Genomic DNA, 17,176 nt, shown 5'->3' on the forward strand with positions numbered 1-17,176 from the left:
TACGCCGCGTCGGGCCGGATCACTGATCCGGTTTCAAAATCCCCAGTGCGCTGTCATGCAGATGTTTTAGATGTGCCCCCGGGTCCACCGACCCGACGAGCGGCACTTCGACCGAGACAGCGGTGCCGTATTCGGTTGCAGCCAAGAGCTCCTTCAATGGCAGTTCGCCTTCTCCAGGAGCAAGCCTGCCGCTTCTCGCCTCGGCGATCATTGCGTCCGATGTTTCGGGAGCGGGCCCGCAAACGTCGCAAAGCTGGACGTGTTTTACCTTCCCTGCATTTCCGTGCAGCTCGTCGACCGAAGCGCCGTTGCGGAAGAAGTGAATCCCGTCAACGAGGGCACCGGCGTTCTCTGCTCCACAGGCTTTCACGACCGCCAAGCTGTCGCGGAAGGTCCTAACCGTCCGCCAGCCCATGTTTTCGATGTCGACCGACATGCCATATCGCGCCGCGAGGGCGCAAAACGCAGAAAAGTTTGCGGCAAGGCGGCCGCCGTCTCGATCATCGCCGCAAACACTCAGCCGGCGCGCCCCTATGTTCGCAGCGGCTGCCACGGTCGCCTCATGGGAGACCGCAACGAAGCTCCCGTCGATCACGAAGAACTCGATATCGAACACCTTGACGCCTTCGCCGTCGGCAATTGTCTTGAACTCCCGGGCACTCTCACTGCCCACCGGCAACTCGTAGAAAGGGGCTCCGGGAAAGGCGGGGTGCAGCCGCAGACCTATCGACGCAAAACCCGCCCGAGCAGCCGTCACGGCGAATTCCCTGGGCGGCAGCGCGATGGATGAAAAATGCGCCACGCCAAGTTCAAGGCCCGGTCCTGGCGGCGCGACGGTCATCACAAGATCCCCTTTGTCGCGAGATGATTGCGCAGATTGGTTCCCGTGCGGTGGATATGCTGACGCAACATGTCGCAGGAATAGTCCAGATCCCGCGCGACGGCTCCCTGAGCAATCTCACTGTGCTCCTGGCTGACGTTGCGGTCACCCGACGTGCGGGTCAGGAAAACCCGGCGATAACGGTCGTTGAGATTAAGAAGCAATCTGCAGAAATGGAGCAGGATCGGCTTCCCGCAGCCAGAGATGAGTGTCAGATGAAATTCGCGGTGGAGCTCTTCCCAGCGCTCCAATGTCTCCGGCCGAGCCGCGTCGCGCTCGGTGCGGTTAAGGCGATGCAGCGCGCGCATGACGTTGCCCTCCCACTCCACATCGCCGAGCCGCATGGATTCGCGAAGCGCAAAGACTTCAAACTCTTCGCGCAGGGTGGTGATCTCTTCCAGATTGGCCAGGGAAATTGGTGAAACGCGATAGCCGCGATTGTCCTCGAACTCCACCAGGCCGTCGGATATCAGTCGCGCCAATCCTTCACGCAGCGGACTGAGGCTTACGTTGAACGTCTTGCGCGCCTTGTCGAGATTGATCTTGCTGCCGGCCTGAAGCTCGCCGGAGATGATAGCCTCACGAAGACGGGATGCAAGCTGGCTCCCAATCGTGTTTTTGCCGTCGTCAAGAAAGCCAGAAGACGATGGGGCATCTTCTGTCGTCGGAGCAAATGCGCCGTCGTCATCCGGTACCATTGTTCCTCCCAAGGCTCCCCCGACCCAATTGTCGATGATCGATACAATAAACGATTATTTATGTCAACTTGGGAGCGCCGAAATCTGCAGCAAGTCGAGGCCTCAACTAATTCTTGCGACCAATATCTAGTAAAATCAATGTCGTATGCTGCCAAGTCCTCTTCCTGCCGGCTATTGGCGGCCGCAAGAATATACGACGGCCTTGACAGATAATCGATTATTTGGATAGTCCGGAACCGGGAGGTAGCCCACATGGTGATCAAAACCGAGAGCGATCTGACGCCAGCCGTCCTCGCTGTGATGAATCGCACTGAAGACCCCCGCCTGCGAGAAATCCTCGTCGCGATGGTCAAGCATCTTCATGCCTTCGTGCGAGAGGTTCGACTGACGGAGGTCGAGTTTCGGGAGGCGACAGCCATGCTGAATGAGATCGGGAGGCTGCATACCGATCAACACAACGAGTTTGTGCTGATGGCCGGTTCCCTTGGCGTGTCTTCACTTGTCTGCCTGCTGAACAATGGCGACAGAGGACAGACCGAGACCTCCCAGTCGCTGCTGGGCCCGTTCTGGCGCCTCAACTCTCCGCGAATCGAAAATGGCGGGACGATCATCCGATCCGAGACGCCGGGCACTCCCTTGTTCGTGCATGCCAAGGTCGTTGACCGCGACGGCAAGCCAATTGCCGGCGCCGAAGTGGATGTGTGGCATGCATCTCCGGTCGGTCTTTATGAAAACCAGGACCCGGACCAGGCCGAGATGAACTTGCGCGGCAAATTCATGACCGACGAGCAAGGTCGGTTCTGGTTCAGGACCGTCAAGATGGTCGGGTATCCGATACCGGTCGATGGCGTGGTCGGACGCCTGCTCAAAGCCCAGGGACGCCATCCGTACCGACCGGCGCACCTGCATGCACTGATCTTCAAGCACGGATACAAGACGCTGATTTCCCAGGTCTTCGACCCCAGCGACCCGAACATCGACTCCGATGTTCAGTTCGGTGTCACAGCAGCGCTCACCGGCGACTTCATTCGCCATGAGGAGCCCCATCCGACCGAAGCGGATATTCCCGGTCCATGGTTCTCGCTCGACTACACCTATGTCATGGAGCCCGGCGAAGCAGTCTTGCCGCGTCCCCCGATTAAATAAATCACGATCAGCAGAGCAAACGATATGATCACCGAAGAAGAACGCCGGGCCGCGGCAGACGCGCTGCTCAAAGCTGAAATCGAGCGGAAGCCGATCATACAGCCAAGCAAGACCTACCCGAACCTCGAACTCGAGGACGCCTACCGGATTCAGGCTTTATGGGCGGAGGCGAGGGTTGCCAAGGGCGCACGGATCGTCGGGCATAAGATCGGCCTGACGTCACGCGCAATGCAGATGGCTTCGAAAATGACGGAGCCGGACTACGGCTGCATTCTTGACGATGCGCTCTACAACGACGGAGCGCAGATCAGGGCTGACCTGTTTATCAAGCCGCGCCTCGAGGTCGAGCTGGCCTTTGTCATGGGTGAGGATCTCGTCGGGCCCGCCGTCAGGATCTATGACGTCATGCGTGCGACCGAGTTCGTTGTCCCGGCGCTCGAGATTATCGACTACCGGACCGAAGTCCCTCGGGCGATCACCGATACCATTGCGGACAACGCGGCTTTCGGCGCCCTCGTCGTTGGCGGCCGCATAATTCGCCCGATGGACATCGATATCCGTTGGGTCGGAGCCACTCTTTCCAAGAACGGCATCATCGAGGAGTCCGGCGTGTCGGCGGCGATCATGGGACATCCGGCAGCCGGCATCGCCTGGCTGGTCAACAAACTTCATGCCGTGGGCGGTGGCCTGAAGAAAGGACAAATAGTCCTTGCCGGCTCCTTCACGCGTCCTGTCGATATCGCGAGAGGTGATGTCATTCAGGCCGACTACGGCCCTGTTGGCTCCATCGGCGTGTCGTTCGTGTGAGGTGCTCGATGGAACATCCCGTCAATCGTTTCAAGCAGAAGCTTCTTGCCGGTCAAAGCCAGATCGGCCTCTGGTGTGGCCTGCCGGGAAGCTACGCCGCGGAAATCGTCGCGCCTTCGGGTTTCGATTGGCTCCTGTTCGACACGGAACATTCTCCGGGTGACGTTCTGACCGTCCTGCCACAATTGCAAGCGGTTGCACCATACGAGGTTTCCCCAGTCGTCCGCCCGGCCATCAACGACCCCGTTCTCATCAAACGTTTCCTCGATATTGGCGTTCAGACCCTGCTCGTTCCCTACGTTCAGAACGCGGTCGAAGCGAAAGCCGCAGTCGCGGCCGTGCGATATCCTCCGGATGGAATTCGCGGTGTTTCTGCCCTGACGCGCGCCACTCGTTTCGGCCGAGTTGCAAACTATGCGCAAGATGCGGAACGCGAAATCTGCCTGTTGCTGCAAGTTGAGACGCGGGAAGCGCTTGGCAACCTCGAGTCGATCGGGTCGGTGGAGGGGGTGGACGGCGTATTCGTAGGACCGGCAGATCTGGCAGCGAGTTTCGGACACAGGGGCCAACCGAGCCACCCGGAGGTGGTCGATGCAATCGTCGACGCGATTGAACGCCTGAAAGCATTGGGCAAGCCTGCGGGCATTCTTACCCCGGATGAGAAGTTCGCGGCGCGGTGCATCTCGCTCGGAACACTATTTACGGCCGTTGGTGTCGATGTCGCTGTTCTGGCAAGGGGATCGGAAGCACTCGCGGCACGATTCGCATCGCAAGGAGCGGACCGCGGTGTCGGAACGCGATGAAATCCTCGCTGAAATCGCACCGACGGGAGTGATCAGGGCGGCGGTCAACATGTCGAATGCCGCACTTGTCCGACTCGATCCAGTGACAGGCTCTCTGACGGGGCCGAGCGCGCAGATCGCGCTCGAACTTGCAGCAGAACTCGACTGCGGTTTGTCGCTGGTTCAATACGGATCGGCCGCCGACATTCTTGCGGCTGCCGAAGGCAACGAGTGGGACGTTGCATTCATTGCTTCCGATCCGTCACGTGTCGACAGGTTCTCCTTCTCGCCCTCCTATACCACGGTGACCGCCAGCTTTCTGGTGTCAGACGGTAGCGCGCTCGGCAGCGTGGGACATGTCGATGTCGAAGGGGTGCGCATCGCCGCCGCCAGAACCGCTGCGTATACAAAGCAGCTTGAGCGACGGATCAGAAAAGCAATCCTCCTCCATACCGCAAATCCCGCCTCCGCCCTGGACATGCTTGTATCCTCGCAGTGCGATGCGGCTGCGGGCTTGACCGAGTCCCTGTCCCGTTTCTGCAAAGAGAATCCAGGTTTCCGCGTTGTTGAGGGGTCATTCTCGAAAGTGCCTCAGGCGATCGCCGTGCATCGGAGGTGCGTTCACGCTTCAACCTTCCTGTCGGACTTCGTCCAGCAGCATTGCTGTGCGGACAAGACGGGTAACTGAAGCTGGCGGGACGAAAGCCCCAGGCAGGCAGTCACTATATTTGTTGACTCCGTATCGCTGACTGAAATTCAAATTACACTAATAAATCTTTTGAGCCGAGCACCGGCCTTCGGTCGGAATGTCGCCTTGACACTCGCCTCCAGATCACACGGGCATTGCCATCCCGACGCCTTGGGGAAGGCGCAGCGTGTGCCGCGCAACGGCGCCGTGCGTCGTATCAGACGCGACGCTACACAACGGCGCCCATGGCTGCCTCGGCGGTTCAGTACCGCGATGCTCGCCTCCCATCTTCATTCCTGTGCTTGTCACAGGAATCCAGTCAGCTCAGTCCTTGGACTGAAAAGACCGATTTAGGAAGACATGCAGCAGGCACCGTGGCTCAACGGGTAGAAGACATATATTGCACGTGAAGGGCTGCGAGCGTTGCGCGGTTGCTGATATCGAGCTTCCGGAAAATATTGTGCAAGTGGATGCCGACCGTACCTTCGGATGTTCCGAGTTTCGATGCGATCGTTCTGTTGGACAGACCGCCGCAAATGAGCGCAGCGATCTCGCGTTCGCGCGGCGTAAGAAGGCTGAATTTCTCCAGCGTGGCATCGTGATTGACTTGAGATGCGCTTGCCACGAGGTCGGCCGGAATCCACTTCCCGCCGATCGCCACCTCGCGCATGCAGTCCAGCAGCGCTTCGGGTGCATATTCCTTGAGGAGAAGACCGGAGAGACCCAGCTTCAGCGCTTCGGCGATCTGCGGCCCACTGATCGTTGCGGTCAAGAATATCGCCTTCGTCAGACGCCGGCCGATGCGGATCGCCCTCAGGATGTCCAGGCCTCCCACGCCGGGCATGGCCACATCAAGAACGGCGATATCGGGCTGAAGACGGGACATGAGCGCAATGGCCTCGGTGCCGCTCGCCGTTGCGGCGACAACGTTGAAGTCCGGTGCGCCGGCAATGATGTCCTGCAGTCCCCGCAAGAGCAACGGATGATCGTCGACGAGAAGCACCGAATGCATCACCTCTACTCCGCGTTCAAAGGCAGCGTGACCTGAAGTTGTAAGCCCGGCGAATGCCTGCAAATCGCCAATTTGCCGCCAAGTCGCTCGATCCTTTGCGATAACGAGAAAGGTCGCCTGGCCGCAGATCCATCGGGCATTCCCCTGCCATTGTCGTCGATCGAGAGCTTCAGCAGCCGGTCGCTGCGCTCCAGCGCCATTCGCACCCGTGTGGCCCGCCCATGGCGCACTGCATTGGCGACCGCCTCGGAAATCAACTGCATCAGTTCATGAAGCATCCATCGGGGAAGTGCGAGGTTCGCAGAGGACATCTCGATTTCGCAATTCCATTGTGCTTTCAGCAGATCGAGAAATTCCGGCAGGGCCTCATCGAGCCGGGCGACATTGCCGTCTTCCGCCACCCGGTTTTCATCGACGAATTTGCGGACGCACTGTTGTTGCTCCAGAATGATTGCGCCCACCTCTTCCAGTTCTTCCTTGGCGAGCGCCGGAACCCGTTCGCCGACGAGCTTCAACTTGAAGCGCGCGGCGGTGAGGTTCTGCAGCACGCCATCGTGCAGATCCCGGGCAAGGCGCATGCGCCCTTCGGCTCGGGCCGCCTGGATGAGAGCGACCCGCTCGAGTTCCGTCCCCACGCGCGTGGCGATGATTTGCGTCAAGTCCTTCGTGTCTTCGGCCGGGTTGGCGGCACTGATCACAAAAACGCACCCACGGTATCGCACACTGGAAAATTCGGCCGAGAAGACCTTGCAATCTGCCGGAATATGTCCCGAGAGCTGCGGCAGGTCGGCCAGGAGCCCGCTGAGGGCTTCCCCGCGATCGGGCAGCCGTCCACCTGCGTGGTCGGGATCGTGCCGGCGCCAGAATTCATTGTCCCTGATGTCTACCAACCGGAGCGCGGCATTCGTCCAATAGGCGACGCATCCGGCTTCAAACTCCTGCTCTCGCCAGATGACGAGCAACTGGGCACCTCCAAGAACGCCCGAAGCATGGGCCAAGAGCGCGCTTAGCCAGGACAACCGGTCCTCGGCTATGACGCCTGGCGGCCATTGAGCGAGCTGCGCCAAACGTTGCCGGCTTCGTTCTCTGTAGGCTCCAAAATAGCCGAGCGTCGCCGCGGCGAGCACGAAGTAGATGGACCGCATTATGAAGATGTTGAGCTCGGAATCCCCGTCGAAAAGATCGGGGAGGCCGACGACGAGCTGGACGGCAAGGGCGATAAGCGCTCCAAACGCTGCCCCCTTCAGCCCCCAGCGCATCGTCATCGCCAGGATCACGAATGGGAGTATCGTGAAGAAGGGGCTGGCAAGTTCGTTTGTCAGGAACGTGAGCCAGCCGACGATCGCCGCATCGAGACTGTGAATGACGAGGTGCAGAGGACTGACGAAAGAAACACGTAAGGGAAAAATGACAAGAGCGATGGCAAGGAGAAGGTAGAAGCCGAGCACAATACGGGACTCGTAAAGGAGCGAATTCGGCCGCGTGGGATCGAGATAAATGGCGAGAATTGCGAAAACCGCCGTGATCACTCGACCCAGGCAGATCAGCCGCTCGGGATCCGTACGCAGGAGCCACTCGCGCGCCGAGCCGGCAACGCCCTTACCGGGCCAGTGCGCGTCCGTCAGCGCGCCATTCCTATGCCACCTAATGCTCGCCATGCGCAACTCCGGCACTCGCGAGAGTGGGAAAAATTTATATTAGTATCCTGAAATCTTTCCGCATGATTGGGCGCAGAGTCAACCGCCGGCGCAGATCGATTGCCCGATACATTGGTGCCGCCCGCCCCCCAAACCCCGACGTCGCTCCATCGTGCAGCAGATGCTTCGGTTATTCAGATCGTTGCCGCCCTATACAGTACGATATATTTCAGCTGCCGTCCTTCAGTGGCAATATTGTGCCTATCACAGATAGAGCGGGAGGGGGACGTTCATGTCCGAGATGCCACAAAAGGGACCATCCAAGAGCGAAGAAGACCGTCGAGAATTCCTGAAGAATTGCGGTCGTTTCGCCGTTGTGACACCTCCCGCCGTGACGATGCTGCTTTCTACCAGCCTTACCTCGAAGGCGATCGCCAAGTCTGGGGGCGGCGGCGGCGGAAAAATCAAAGGCAACAATGGTTGGGGCAATGGCGCAGATCCAAGCAACCCCGGCAGCTCCCACGGTAAGGGCGTGGCAAAGGGTGGCCGCGGCGATGGACTGTCGCAAGGCAGCTCCAAGAGCGGTGGCGGCCGCTGAGCCGATCGTTTAGCTTCTGACCCGTCGCTTGTCTCTTGCGCCGCGCGTCGTTCAGACGCGCGGCGCTTTCGCGTTGCGTAATCCCCGCCCTGCCCTCACCAGCACACTCGCGGTAAGGGGTGCACCGCGGAACTTTGCCCCGGAAGAACTGTTTAGCTACGCTTGCACCTTCACGAAAGACCCGCAGACCTCTCGAGACGCCGCCGAGGCGCTCATGGGGTGGGCCCGGTGGCGATTCGAGGAGGTGAGGAATGCGCGCAGGACGGGGCGACCCTTGCGGTAACCCGCCAGGTACGCGTTGACGCGATGGCAGACGCCGCGAACGGCCGCCCACGATTTCCGCGGCAGCCCGATCGCACTGCATCCATCGTTTCAGCGGTGCCCTACACTGACCGGCGCGCATTCATTGTCTGAACTTCGCTTGATCATGGGAGGTCTTCATGAAGATCGCGCAGATTGCACCGCTCTTCGAACGTGTCCCACCGAAGCTCTACGGCGGAACCGAGCGGGTCGTCTATAACTTGACGGAAGAGCTCGTCCGGCAAGGCCACGAGGTCACGCTCTTTGCGAGCGGAGATTCAATGACGTCGGCAAAGCTCGTTGCGTGCTCGAACATGGCGCTGAGACTGGACCCGAGTGTCCAGGATCCAATCCCCTATCATGTCATGATGCTCGAAGAAGTGCGCAGGCAGGCGGCAGACTTCGATTTCCTGCACTTCCATATCGATCTCCTGCATTTCCCGCTCATCCGGGACTTCGCCAACAGGACGGTGACGACGCTGCACGGCCGGCTCGATCTTCCCGACCTCAGGCCATTCTATGCCTCCTTCCCGGATATTCCCCTGGTTTCGATTTCGCACGACCAGCGAAAGCCGATGCCGCCCGTCAACTGGATCGCGACGGTGCATCACGGATTGGCGCTGGACGTGCTACCCTTCACGGACCATCCGAAGGGTGGCTATCTCGCCTTCCTCGGGCGCATCTCGCCGGAAAAGCGGCCGGATCGCGCAATCGAGATCGCTACGCGGCTCAGCGTGCCGCTGAAGATGGCCGCCAAGGTCGACAAGGTAGACGAACCGTACTGGCGCAGTAAAATCGAACCGCTTGTGCGACGAAATCCGAATGTCGAGTTCATCGGAGAGATCGACGAGCGGCAGAAGGCCGAATTTCTCGGAAATGCGCTCGCCCTGCTCTTTCCGATCGACTGGCCGGAACCCTTCGGACTGGCGATGATCGAGGCCATGGCCTGTGGCACTCCGGTGGTCGCCTTCCGCTGCGGCTCGGTCCCCGAGGTCATCGACCACGGTGTCTCGGGCTTTGTCGTCGACAGCATGGAGGAGGCGTTGAAGGCGGTCGAGGATATCGGCCGCATCGACCGCCGCTCCGTCCGGGCCACCTTCGAGAGACGCTTCACCGCACGACGCATGGCGAACGACTATCTCGATATCTATCACGGCCTGGAAGGCGGACGCCAAAGGGTCATGGCGATCCATCCGACCAGCGAAAGCGGCGCCCGCACCGCCTTCACCAGGGTCGCCTGAACCGGACACAACGGAGGCCGAACCTATGGGAGCCGACATTTACGGCGGACCGGCCGAGGCCGGTCCCGACGAAACGAATACGGGCATCCTGGCGCCCGCTGCCGTCTCGCGTTACGAGCGGAGCTCGCGATCCCTTAAGCACGGCGACACCTTCGCCGTGTTCGACCATCTCTGTGATGCGCTCGCCTCTTCGGGCAATCCCGAGGGGATTTTCCACCGCGACACGCGCCATCTGTCACAGTTCGTCCTGACACTCAACGGCGCGCGCCCGCTGTTATTGAGTTCGACGCTCAGGGACGACAATGCCACGCTCGAGTGCGATCTGACCAATCCGACGCTGGTGCTTGATGATGCCGGCGGCGAAGTGCTGAAGCACGACCTCATTCACGTGCGGCGTACACGCTTCCTTTGGAATGAGGCCTGCTACGAGCGCCTCGTGCTGCGCAACTACGATGAGGTGCCGCGGACGCTGAAGGTCGAGGTACAGTTCGCAGCCGATTTCGCCGACCTCTTCGAAGTGCGCGGGACCGCACGGCCTCGCCGCGGGAGACATCATGGCGCGCGCGTGGCCAAGGACCGGGTCCTGCTCGCCTATGACGGTCTCGATGGCCGGACGCGCAGCACGGCGCTGCGCTTCGAACCGGTACCGCAGACACTCTCCGGCGCGAAGGCGAGCTTCGTCGTCGCACTCGCGCCCCATCAGGCGCAATCGATCTTCATCGAAATCGTCTGCCATGACCGGCGGGAGAACCGCAATCCTGCCTCTTTCAACTTCTTCCTGGCGCTGCGCGACGCCAGGAGGGCGCTGCGCTACTCCTCGACGCGCGCCGCCAGGATCGTCACCTCCAACGCGGTGTTCAACGAGGCGGTGAGACGCAGCGTCGCCGACCTCTACGTGCTGCTCACGGAAACGCCTGAAGGCCCCTATCCTTACGCGGGCATTCCCTGGTTCAGCACCGCCTTTGGCCGCGACGCGCTCATCACCGCGCTCGAGACCTTGTGGCTGGACCCGGAAATCGCCAAAGGCGTGCTTGGGCATCTCGCGGCCAACCAGGCCACGGACTTCGACCCATCCGCCGACGCGGAACCCGGCAAGATCCTGCATGAGATGCGCTACGGCGAAATGGCCGAGCTCGGCGAGGTGCCCTTCCGGCGCTACTATGGCAGCATCGATTCGACGCCTCTCTTCGTCATGCTTGCCGGCGCCTATCTCGATCGGACCGGCGATCTGCAGACGGTGCGAAGCCTCTGGCCGAACTTGCTCGCCGCCCTCGACTGGATCGATCGTTTCGGCGACCGCGATGCGGACGGCTTCGTCGAATATGGAAGCCGGACCGCAAAGGGGCTGGTGAACCAGGGCTGGAAGGACAGCCACGATTCGATCTTTCATGCCGATGGAAGGCTGGCCGAGGGGCCGATCGCGCTTGCCGAGGTGCAAGCCTATGTCTTCGGCGCCTGGCAGGCGGCCGCCGGCCTATCGCGCAAGCTCGGCCATGCCGACGACGCGCTGAAGTTCGAGCAACGGGCAGCCGATCTGCGTGCCCGCTTCGACAAGGCCTTCTTCGACGACGACCTTGCCACATACGTCCTCGCGCTCGATGGCGACAAAAAGCCCTGCCGGGTTCACTCCTCCAATGCGGGACATGCGCTCTTCACCGGCATCGCCCTCCCCGAGCGCGCCGGAAAGGTCGTCTTGGCCCTGATGGCGCAATCCTCCTTCTGCGGGTGGGGCGTGCGCACGATTGCGGCCTCCGAAGCCCGCTACAATCCGATGAGCTACCACAACGGCTCCGTCTGGCCGCACGACAATGCGCTGATCGCATCGGGCTTCGTGCGCTACGGATTCCGCGCCGAAGCGTCCAGCATTTTCGAAGGCCTGTTCTCGGCGTCGACCTATATCGACCTCAGGCGCCTGCCGGAGCTCTTCTGCGGCTTCGCCCGCCAGCGCGCCCGCGGACCCACCTTCTACCCGGTTTCCTGCGTGCCGCAGGCCTGGGCGGCGGCGGCACCGCTCTATCTGCTTCAGTCGATGATCGGCCTCGGCTTCGATCCCGACAAGGGACACGTGACCCTGAGCGAGCCGACGCTGCCGCCCTTCCTCGACGAGGTGGTGCTAAAGCACCTGCGTATCGGCTCGGGCGAGGTCGACATAGCGCTGAGGCGCTCGCGATCGCAGGTCGTCGTCGACGTCCTGGAGCGGAAGGGCCGCGTGAAGGTAACGACCACGCACTAACTAATTTAAATGTAGAGACGAGCCGCAATCAACGATATCGGCGATGCAGGGACAGCCAGCCGTCTTCGCCGATGCGGGCCTCGACGTCCGAATAGTGTTCCAGGGTGACATCGGCCGCGCCGCGTCCCACCGCATGCGCCCCGGTGACGACGGCGACCTGTGCGCCTGCCGCGATGCCGGCGAGGACGCCGGCCGGGGCATCCTCGAAAACCAGGCAGTCCGCCGCCCGGACGCCGAGCCTTTCGGCCGCAAGCAGATAGCCCTGCGGATCGGGCTTGCCGCGCGATACGTCTTCGCCGGTTATCATCAGCTGCGGCATCGGAATGCCCGCCGCGGCGAGGCGGCGTCTTGCCAGCGCCAGCGGCGCGGAGGTGACGATGGCCCAGCGCTCCGGCGGCAGCGTATTCAGGAAGGCAACGGCGCCGGGGATTTCCACGACCCCGTCGACATCGGCGATTTCCGCCTCGGCAAGTGCGCGCGCCTCCCGCTCCGGATCGACCGGCAGGCCCAGCCCGCGGATGATGTCGACCGCCCGAACACCATGCGCGGTTTTCAACAGATCCTCGCGGTCGATGCCGAAGCGCGCCGCCCAGGCGGTCCAAACCTTTTCGACCACGGCCATCGAATTGAGCAGGGTGCCGTCCATGTCGAACAGGAGGGCCGCGAAATTCTTCGCAAAGATTGCGGAGGTCGAACTGTCCAAACGGATCCCCCGTGACTGGTGCATTGGCGGAAGGATGCGAGACACGCGCCCGCACCGCGCAGTCCTCATGAAAGCGCGCCGCTACTCGTACCCGTCGGTGACTAGAAAGTCGATCGGCCCACCCGGCACATCATCGTCGAAAACGGCGCAGGAAAGCGCACCGTTGAAGACGGCGCCGGAATCCACATTCGTCCGGCTGCCGACCGTGCGCGGATTCCTGCTGCTCGGGGTGTGCCCGTGGCAGAGATGCTTGCCCCAATAGGTACCGGAATAATCCGGATCCGTCCGCATCCAGAGCAGGATGTCGTCGTCCTGCTCGTCCAATGGAATAGTGTCGTCGACGCCGGCATGCACGAAGATGCGATAGCGCTCGACGATGATCGACGGCAGTTCGGCCATCCACACGAGGTGGCTCAGGGGTATCGCGCCCCCGTAGGAGGCCATGGTTGCGTCGCCGCCGTTCATGAGCCAGAGACCCATATCGGCGTAATCCTTGCGCGCCGACAGCAGCATCGCCTCGTGATTGCCCTTGAGCGTGATCCATTCCCAGCCGGCCTTGCGCGGCCCGGCCATGATCCGCTCGACGACGCCGCGGCTATCCGGGCCGCGATCGACCAGATCGCCGAGGAAGATGACCCTGCCGCCCGGCGCGGCCGCTTCGATGCTCGCCAGCAGGGCTTCGAGCTGCGCAAGACAGCCGTGAATGTCGCCGACCGCGAAAGTGAGGCGCCGTCCGTTCATGAATCGCTTCTCTCGTGCACGTCCAAGACGGCTCTCTCCTTTTTATCCAGCAATTCAAAATGCTACAGCGACCCTTGCGCGTCTGATAGGACGCGCGGCGCTGCAGGGCAACCTCTGCGCGTTTGTCGCACGGCGCTGGAGGGCTCTTCCGGCTGTGTCCCATGCCCATGAAGCGTCGGCTTCACAATGAGCTCTATCGCATTCTTATGGCGAGCGAAATCGCTTTCGGGACAAAGGCGGAATTTCCAGGAAAGGTTAGCTTGGGGCCGGCGCTGCCGACGAGCGCGATTGCTGCGGGATTGGAAAGATGCGCGCCCTTCCTCCCGCTTCAGTGGTGCGGTGACCCCTTCGGGATTGCCGAACTGGTGATGGAGACCGGATCGCTTGCCGGAAAGGTATCTTCGAGCCCCTCTTCCAGTTGCTCTTCCATCGTGTCCCGGTCGTGTGCTTGGCGCGCCGTTGCCAGTGTACCTTCAACGGTGAGATGCGATCGCTTCGTGCCTGTGATGCCGGGGAGCGCTTCGTCCGCCTCGATTGCCGCGGCGAGTATCTCTTTTGCCCGTGCGACCGCGTTCATTCTGTTCAGGGTGCCCTCGGCGTTCTGCGGACAAAAAACCGAAACGATCTCGCCGGTCGTGCCGACGAATTCGACGGCGAAACCCGCCCTGCCGCCGCGCTCCGGATAGACTTGAATCCCGACGAACTGCATCGGTCCCTCCCTGCAGCAGCGAGCTTTGCGCGTCCGATAAGACGCGCGGCACTGTCGTGGGCAGCCGCCGCTACAGAACCCTGATGGCAGCGGCTCCACCCGTCAGCCTAGCAGATTTGGCAGATTGCCGACAGCGTCCCTCAGAGAAGGCCGCTCGACACCCTCGTCCATTCCGGCACGTCGTCGGACAATGGCCGGCCGGAATTTTCGACCGCGCGGTATGTCGGCGCCGTTTTCCTCTCCTCGGGAGCGGGCCGCGTGCACAGGGCAAAGGCGTCGAGCTCGCGGTTGTAGACCTTCGTCTCCACATCCATCATGCCGAGGACGGTGTGGAACAGGTTGTCGTGCGATCGCGGCTTGTTGGCGTCCTTCGCAAGGCAGGCGGTGTCGACGCCCATCGCCGCTTGGTAAGATTGCGAGAACCAGGCAAGGAAAGGCACCTCGGTCTGCTCCTTCGGCGCGATCGCATAGGGCGCACCATGCAGATAGATGCCGTTCTCTCCGAGTGACTCGCCGTGGTCCGACATATAGATCATTGCGCCGGCGATGCGATCCTGATGCTTCTCGAGAAGGCCTGCGACGCTTGCGAGAATGTGGTCGGTATAGAGGATCGTATTGTCATAGGCATTGACGATCTCCTCCGTCGTGCAGCGCATCAGCTCCGCCGTGCGGCAGTCGGGCCTGAAGCGACGGTACGCCTCCGGATAGCGCTGGAAATATGAGGGGCCGTGGCTCCCGAGCTGATGGAGGACGATGACGCTGTTTCCCGTCGCCGCACCGAGTTTCCTGTCTAGCTCATCGAGAAAGATTTCATCAAGGCATTCGCCGTTGTTGCAGAGCCGGCTGTTCCTGCGGCCGGTCATGCTGGCGAAGTTGATGAGGTCGGCGATGCCCTTGCTCCCCGTGTTGTTGTCCCACCAGGTGACGGAGACGCCGGCATGCGTCAGGACGTTGACGAGGTTTTCGGTCGAGCGCGCCTTCCAGTCGCTGTACTCCCGGCGCGGATAGACGGAGAACATGCAGGGAAGCGATACGGCGGTCGCCGTGCCGCAGCTTGTCGTGTTCTGGTAGGCGACGACGCCGAGCGCCTTCAGCTCGGGGTTCGTCTCGCGGGGATACCCGTTGAGCGAGAAATTCATGGCACGCGCCGTCTCTCCGGCCACCACGACAACCACGACCGGCTTGCCGACGGCGGCAATTCGCGGGCCCTGTCGCGCATCGGTTCCGAGCGGCTGCACGACCAGGTTGCGCTCGCGATAGGTGGAGAGCGCGTAGCGTACCGCCGAAGTGACCGGGCCAGCCGGATTGAACCGCACCATCAGGTCACGATGCTCCCGCAGAGCGTAGGCGATGGTGGCGAAGTTGGCGTAGATGAGCGCGCCGCTCAGAACCAGTGCCGGCGCGATGAAGAGGAAATTGACTACGGCCTTCGACAGGAAGCGGCGATGCCTCACCTTGACCCAGGCGATCAGAAGCGACGGAACGATGGCGTAGAGCGCGAGGTGAAGCGCGAGACTGCCCGTGAGGAGGTGGCTCGCCTCGGCCTCGGTCGTGACCGCGGCATTGGCGATCATGCCCTTGTCGATGACCACACCGAAATTGTCGGTGAAGTAGGAGGCCGCGGCCGAAATCGCGATCAGGAGGATCAGCGCCGGCTTCATGACGTATTTGACCGACAGCGACGTCAACACCGCAAATGTCGTGAGGCCGAGCGCGGCACCAAGCGACAAGAGGCCGAGCCAGGCGCGGTCGAAATAGGCCACGGCATGGCCCCAGAAGGCGTTGTTGGTGACAAGCAGCAAATAGAGGGTGGCGATCGCGCTCAGCGTGATGCTGCCGATCTCCGGCCGGGGAATTCTCTTCAAGGCACTCATCTCCAAGGACGCGTGCCCCCTGCTCCTCCACTCTGCCGGGTGCGGCGTCGACTTCAGGTTCCGCCCCGGGCGCAAGGTCGGTGCTCGAATCGACAGCAAACCGCGGCGGCTTCCGGCACTAGCCCGGCCCGGCTGTCGAAATCCTGTCGGGAAAAGGTGGAGCGGTGCGCGCGGCAGAGCGCAATTGCGGCATCTGCGCAAAGACAGCTGTTCGACAGCATCGAGAGTCCAGGCTCCGTTCGCCACTGCTCCGGTGGCTGCAACCGAGGGAGATACCCGTGAAAACGCAACTGATGCTTACGATGGCCGCCGTAATACTGCCGGGCCTTGCCTTTGCCGACGACGACAACGCCTCTTGCACCAAGGAGCCGCAATCGGCGTGGATGAAGCCGCAAGACGCGGCCGCTCAGCTTCAGGAGGCCGGCTATTCCGAAGTGCGCGATATCAAGGTGTCGGGGACCTGCTACGAAATCTACGCATTCACCGCCAAGCATGAACGCGCAGAGGTTTACATGAATCCTGTCACCGCGGAAATCGTCAAGGCGGAGGTCGACGACTGATGCTGAACCTTGCGGCCGGCGGCCGCGGCGTCATTGCCTCCCGCAGGGACGTTCGTGTCTGGGACCCGATCGTCCGGCTTTTCCACTGGGGCGTGGTTGCGTGCTGCACGCTCAACCTCTTTCTCCTGCAGCCGGGAAAGGCAGCGCATCGTTACGTCGGTTATACCGCGCTGGGGCTGGTATCTTTGCGCGTCGTCTGGGGCTTCATCGGCACCAGACACGCCCGCTTTGGGGACTTCGTACGCGGACCGGCGGCCGTGCTGCGATATGTGCGCGCCCTTCCGACCGGGAAGGCGGAGCGATATGTCGGGCACAATCCTGCAGCCGGGTGGATAATGGTCCTCCTGATGGCGCTGCTTGCGGCGGTAGGGCTTTCGGGCTGGCTGACCACGCTCGACGTCTTCTGGGGCAACAGGCTGCTTGAGGAGACGCATGAGTTCCTTGGCAACGCCATCATAGTCATGGCCGGGTTGCATGCCTCGGCTGCGCTTTTTGAAAGTTGGCACCTCAAGGAAAACCTCATATGGTCCATGATCACGGGCCGCAAGAGGGCCTGACCCTGGAAAC

Annotated in this window: 17 protein-coding genes; 9 read left to right on the plus strand and 8 right to left on the minus strand. The window is 61.7% G+C overall.

Annotated features, from left to right (window positions below; genetic code table 11):
• Positions 1–19: 19 nt before the first annotated feature.
• Together ATB98_RS21410 and ATB98_RS21415 are read right to left on the minus strand one after the other, a co-directional pair.
• On the minus strand, positions 20–841 hold the full coding sequence (locus tag ATB98_RS21410) for a sugar phosphate isomerase/epimerase family protein (protein WP_066877173.1): 822 nt from the start codon (positions 839–841) through the stop codon (positions 20–22).
• On the minus strand, positions 841–1,578 hold the full coding sequence (locus tag ATB98_RS21415; RefSeq protein ID WP_066877175.1) for a GntR family transcriptional regulator: 738 nt from the start codon (positions 1,576–1,578) through the stop codon (positions 841–843). The genes ATB98_RS21410 and ATB98_RS21415 overlap by 1 nt, the downstream gene beginning before the upstream one ends.
• Before the next feature lie 252 nt (positions 1,579–1,830).
• Here ATB98_RS21415 and ATB98_RS21420 point away from each other — a divergent pair, with 252 nt between their 5' ends.
• From ATB98_RS21420 to ATB98_RS21435, 4 genes are read left to right on the plus strand one after another with little or no spacing between them, the layout of a single operon-like run.
• Positions 1,831–2,724 carry an intradiol ring-cleavage dioxygenase gene (locus tag ATB98_RS21420; RefSeq protein WP_066877177.1) on the plus strand — a complete coding sequence of 298 codons (894 nt, stop codon included), beginning with the start codon at positions 1,831–1,833 and terminating at the stop codon, positions 2,722–2,724.
• A gap of 24 nt (positions 2,725–2,748) precedes the next feature.
• The gene (gene hpaH, locus ATB98_RS21425; RefSeq protein ID WP_066877179.1) at positions 2,749–3,531 is read left to right on the plus strand and encodes a 2-oxo-hept-4-ene-1,7-dioate hydratase; all 783 of its coding nucleotides are present in this window, start codon (positions 2,749–2,751) and stop codon (positions 3,529–3,531) included.
• Positions 3,532–3,539: 8 nt separating this feature from the next.
• Positions 3,540–4,334: a 4-hydroxy-2-oxoheptanedioate aldolase gene (hpaI, locus tag ATB98_RS21430; RefSeq protein ID WP_066877182.1), complete on the plus strand. Its 795-nt coding sequence runs from the start codon at positions 3,540–3,542 to the stop codon at positions 4,332–4,334.
• Positions 4,318–5,001: a type 2 periplasmic-binding domain-containing protein gene (locus ATB98_RS21435; protein WP_066877185.1), complete on the plus strand. Its 684-nt coding sequence runs from the start codon at positions 4,318–4,320 to the stop codon at positions 4,999–5,001. The genes hpaI and ATB98_RS21435 overlap by 17 nt, the downstream gene beginning before the upstream one ends.
• A gap of 379 nt (positions 5,002–5,380) precedes the next feature.
• On the opposite strand, the gene ATB98_RS21440 is transcribed toward ATB98_RS21435, so the two are convergent.
• Positions 5,381–6,013, minus strand: a complete 633-nt coding sequence (locus ATB98_RS21440; protein ID WP_066877187.1) for a response regulator — start codon at positions 6,011–6,013, stop codon at positions 5,381–5,383.
• Between the two features lie 5 nt (positions 6,014–6,018).
• Complete coding sequence (locus tag ATB98_RS21445; RefSeq protein ID WP_066877190.1) at positions 6,019–7,671, minus strand: sensor histidine kinase; 1,653 nt, start codon at positions 7,669–7,671, stop codon at positions 6,019–6,021.
• A 271-nt stretch (positions 7,672–7,942) separates the two neighbouring features.
• Here ATB98_RS21445 and ATB98_RS28125 point away from each other — a divergent pair, with 271 nt between their 5' ends.
• From ATB98_RS28125 to ATB98_RS21455, 3 genes are all read left to right on the plus strand, one after another.
• Positions 7,943–8,248 carry a hypothetical protein gene (locus ATB98_RS28125; protein WP_084435648.1) on the plus strand — a complete coding sequence of 102 codons (306 nt, stop codon included), beginning with the start codon at positions 7,943–7,945 and terminating at the stop codon, positions 8,246–8,248.
• A gap of 440 nt (positions 8,249–8,688) precedes the next feature.
• Complete coding sequence (locus ATB98_RS21450; RefSeq protein WP_066877193.1) at positions 8,689–9,789, plus strand: glycosyltransferase family 4 protein; 1,101 nt, start codon at positions 8,689–8,691, stop codon at positions 9,787–9,789.
• Between the two features lie 25 nt (positions 9,790–9,814).
• Positions 9,815–12,022 (plus strand): amylo-alpha-1,6-glucosidase, encoded by a 2,208-nt coding sequence (locus ATB98_RS21455; RefSeq protein WP_066877195.1) that lies wholly within the window; start codon positions 9,815–9,817, stop codon positions 12,020–12,022.
• A gap of 28 nt (positions 12,023–12,050) precedes the next feature.
• On the opposite strand, the gene ATB98_RS21460 is transcribed toward ATB98_RS21455, so the two are convergent.
• The 4 genes from ATB98_RS21460 to ATB98_RS21475 form a co-directional block, all read right to left on the minus strand.
• Positions 12,051–12,725: an HAD-IA family hydrolase gene (locus tag ATB98_RS21460; protein ID WP_066877197.1), complete on the minus strand. Its 675-nt coding sequence runs from the start codon at positions 12,723–12,725 to the stop codon at positions 12,051–12,053.
• Positions 12,726–12,806: 81 nt separating this feature from the next.
• Positions 12,807–13,466 (minus strand): metallophosphoesterase family protein, encoded by a 660-nt coding sequence (locus tag ATB98_RS21465; protein WP_066877200.1) that lies wholly within the window; start codon positions 13,464–13,466, stop codon positions 12,807–12,809.
• Positions 13,467–13,794: 328 nt separating this feature from the next.
• The gene (locus ATB98_RS21470) at positions 13,795–14,175 is read right to left on the minus strand and encodes a hypothetical protein (protein ID WP_066877202.1); all 381 of its coding nucleotides are present in this window, start codon (positions 14,173–14,175) and stop codon (positions 13,795–13,797) included.
• A 140-nt stretch (positions 14,176–14,315) separates the two neighbouring features.
• Entirely contained in the window at positions 14,316–16,049 is a 1,734-nt protein-coding gene (locus ATB98_RS21475) for a phosphoethanolamine transferase (protein WP_066877204.1), read from the minus strand.
• 278 nt (positions 16,050–16,327) lie between these two features.
• On the opposite strand from ATB98_RS21475, the gene ATB98_RS21480 reads away from it, so the two are divergent.
• Both ATB98_RS21480 and ATB98_RS21485 read left to right on the plus strand, forming a co-directional pair.
• Positions 16,328–16,609: a PepSY domain-containing protein gene (locus tag ATB98_RS21480; protein WP_234781972.1), complete on the plus strand. Its 282-nt coding sequence runs from the start codon at positions 16,328–16,330 to the stop codon at positions 16,607–16,609.
• On the plus strand, positions 16,609–17,166 hold the full coding sequence (locus ATB98_RS21485; protein ID WP_066877207.1) for a cytochrome b/b6 domain-containing protein: 558 nt from the start codon (positions 16,609–16,611) through the stop codon (positions 17,164–17,166). Before ATB98_RS21480 ends, ATB98_RS21485 begins: the two co-directional genes overlap by 1 nt.
• Positions 17,167–17,176: the final 10 nt, after the last annotated feature.

Source organism: Sinorhizobium saheli, assembly GCF_001651875.1.
Taxonomy (GTDB): domain Bacteria; phylum Pseudomonadota; class Alphaproteobacteria; order Rhizobiales; family Rhizobiaceae; genus Sinorhizobium; species Sinorhizobium saheli.

Bases quoted from the DNA above. Each gene is read 5' to 3' on its own strand.
- ATB98_RS21410 (WP_066877173.1), bottom strand. From the start codon at position 841: ATGACCGTCGCGCCGCCAGGACCGGGCCTTGAACTTGGCGTGGCGCAT.
- ATB98_RS21415 (WP_066877175.1), bottom strand. From the start codon at position 1,578: ATGGTACCGGATGACGACGGCGCATTTGCTCCGACGACAGAAGATGCC.
- ATB98_RS21420 (WP_066877177.1), top strand. From the start codon at position 1,831: ATGGTGATCAAAACCGAGAGCGATCTGACGCCAGCCGTCCTCGCTGTG.
- hpaH (WP_066877179.1), top strand. From the start codon at position 2,749: ATGATCACCGAAGAAGAACGCCGGGCCGCGGCAGACGCGCTGCTCAAA.
- hpaI (WP_066877182.1), top strand. From the start codon at position 3,540: ATGGAACATCCCGTCAATCGTTTCAAGCAGAAGCTTCTTGCCGGTCAA.
- ATB98_RS21440 (WP_066877187.1), bottom strand. From the start codon at position 6,013: ATGCATTCGGTGCTTCTCGTCGACGATCATCCGTTGCTCTTGCGGGGA.
- ATB98_RS21445 (WP_066877190.1), bottom strand. From the start codon at position 7,671: ATGGCGAGCATTAGGTGGCATAGGAATGGCGCGCTGACGGACGCGCAC.
- ATB98_RS28125 (WP_084435648.1), top strand. From the start codon at position 7,943: ATGTCCGAGATGCCACAAAAGGGACCATCCAAGAGCGAAGAAGACCGT.
- ATB98_RS21450 (WP_066877193.1), top strand. From the start codon at position 8,689: ATGAAGATCGCGCAGATTGCACCGCTCTTCGAACGTGTCCCACCGAAG.
- ATB98_RS21455 (WP_066877195.1), top strand. From the start codon at position 9,815: ATGGGAGCCGACATTTACGGCGGACCGGCCGAGGCCGGTCCCGACGAA.
- ATB98_RS21465 (WP_066877200.1), bottom strand. From the start codon at position 13,466: ATGAACGGACGGCGCCTCACTTTCGCGGTCGGCGACATTCACGGCTGT.
- ATB98_RS21470 (WP_066877202.1), bottom strand. From the start codon at position 14,175: ATGCAGTTCGTCGGGATTCAAGTCTATCCGGAGCGCGGCGGCAGGGCG.
- ATB98_RS21475 (WP_066877204.1), bottom strand. From the start codon at position 16,049: ATGAGTGCCTTGAAGAGAATTCCCCGGCCGGAGATCGGCAGCATCACG.
- ATB98_RS21485 (WP_066877207.1), top strand. From the start codon at position 16,609: ATGCTGAACCTTGCGGCCGGCGGCCGCGGCGTCATTGCCTCCCGCAGG.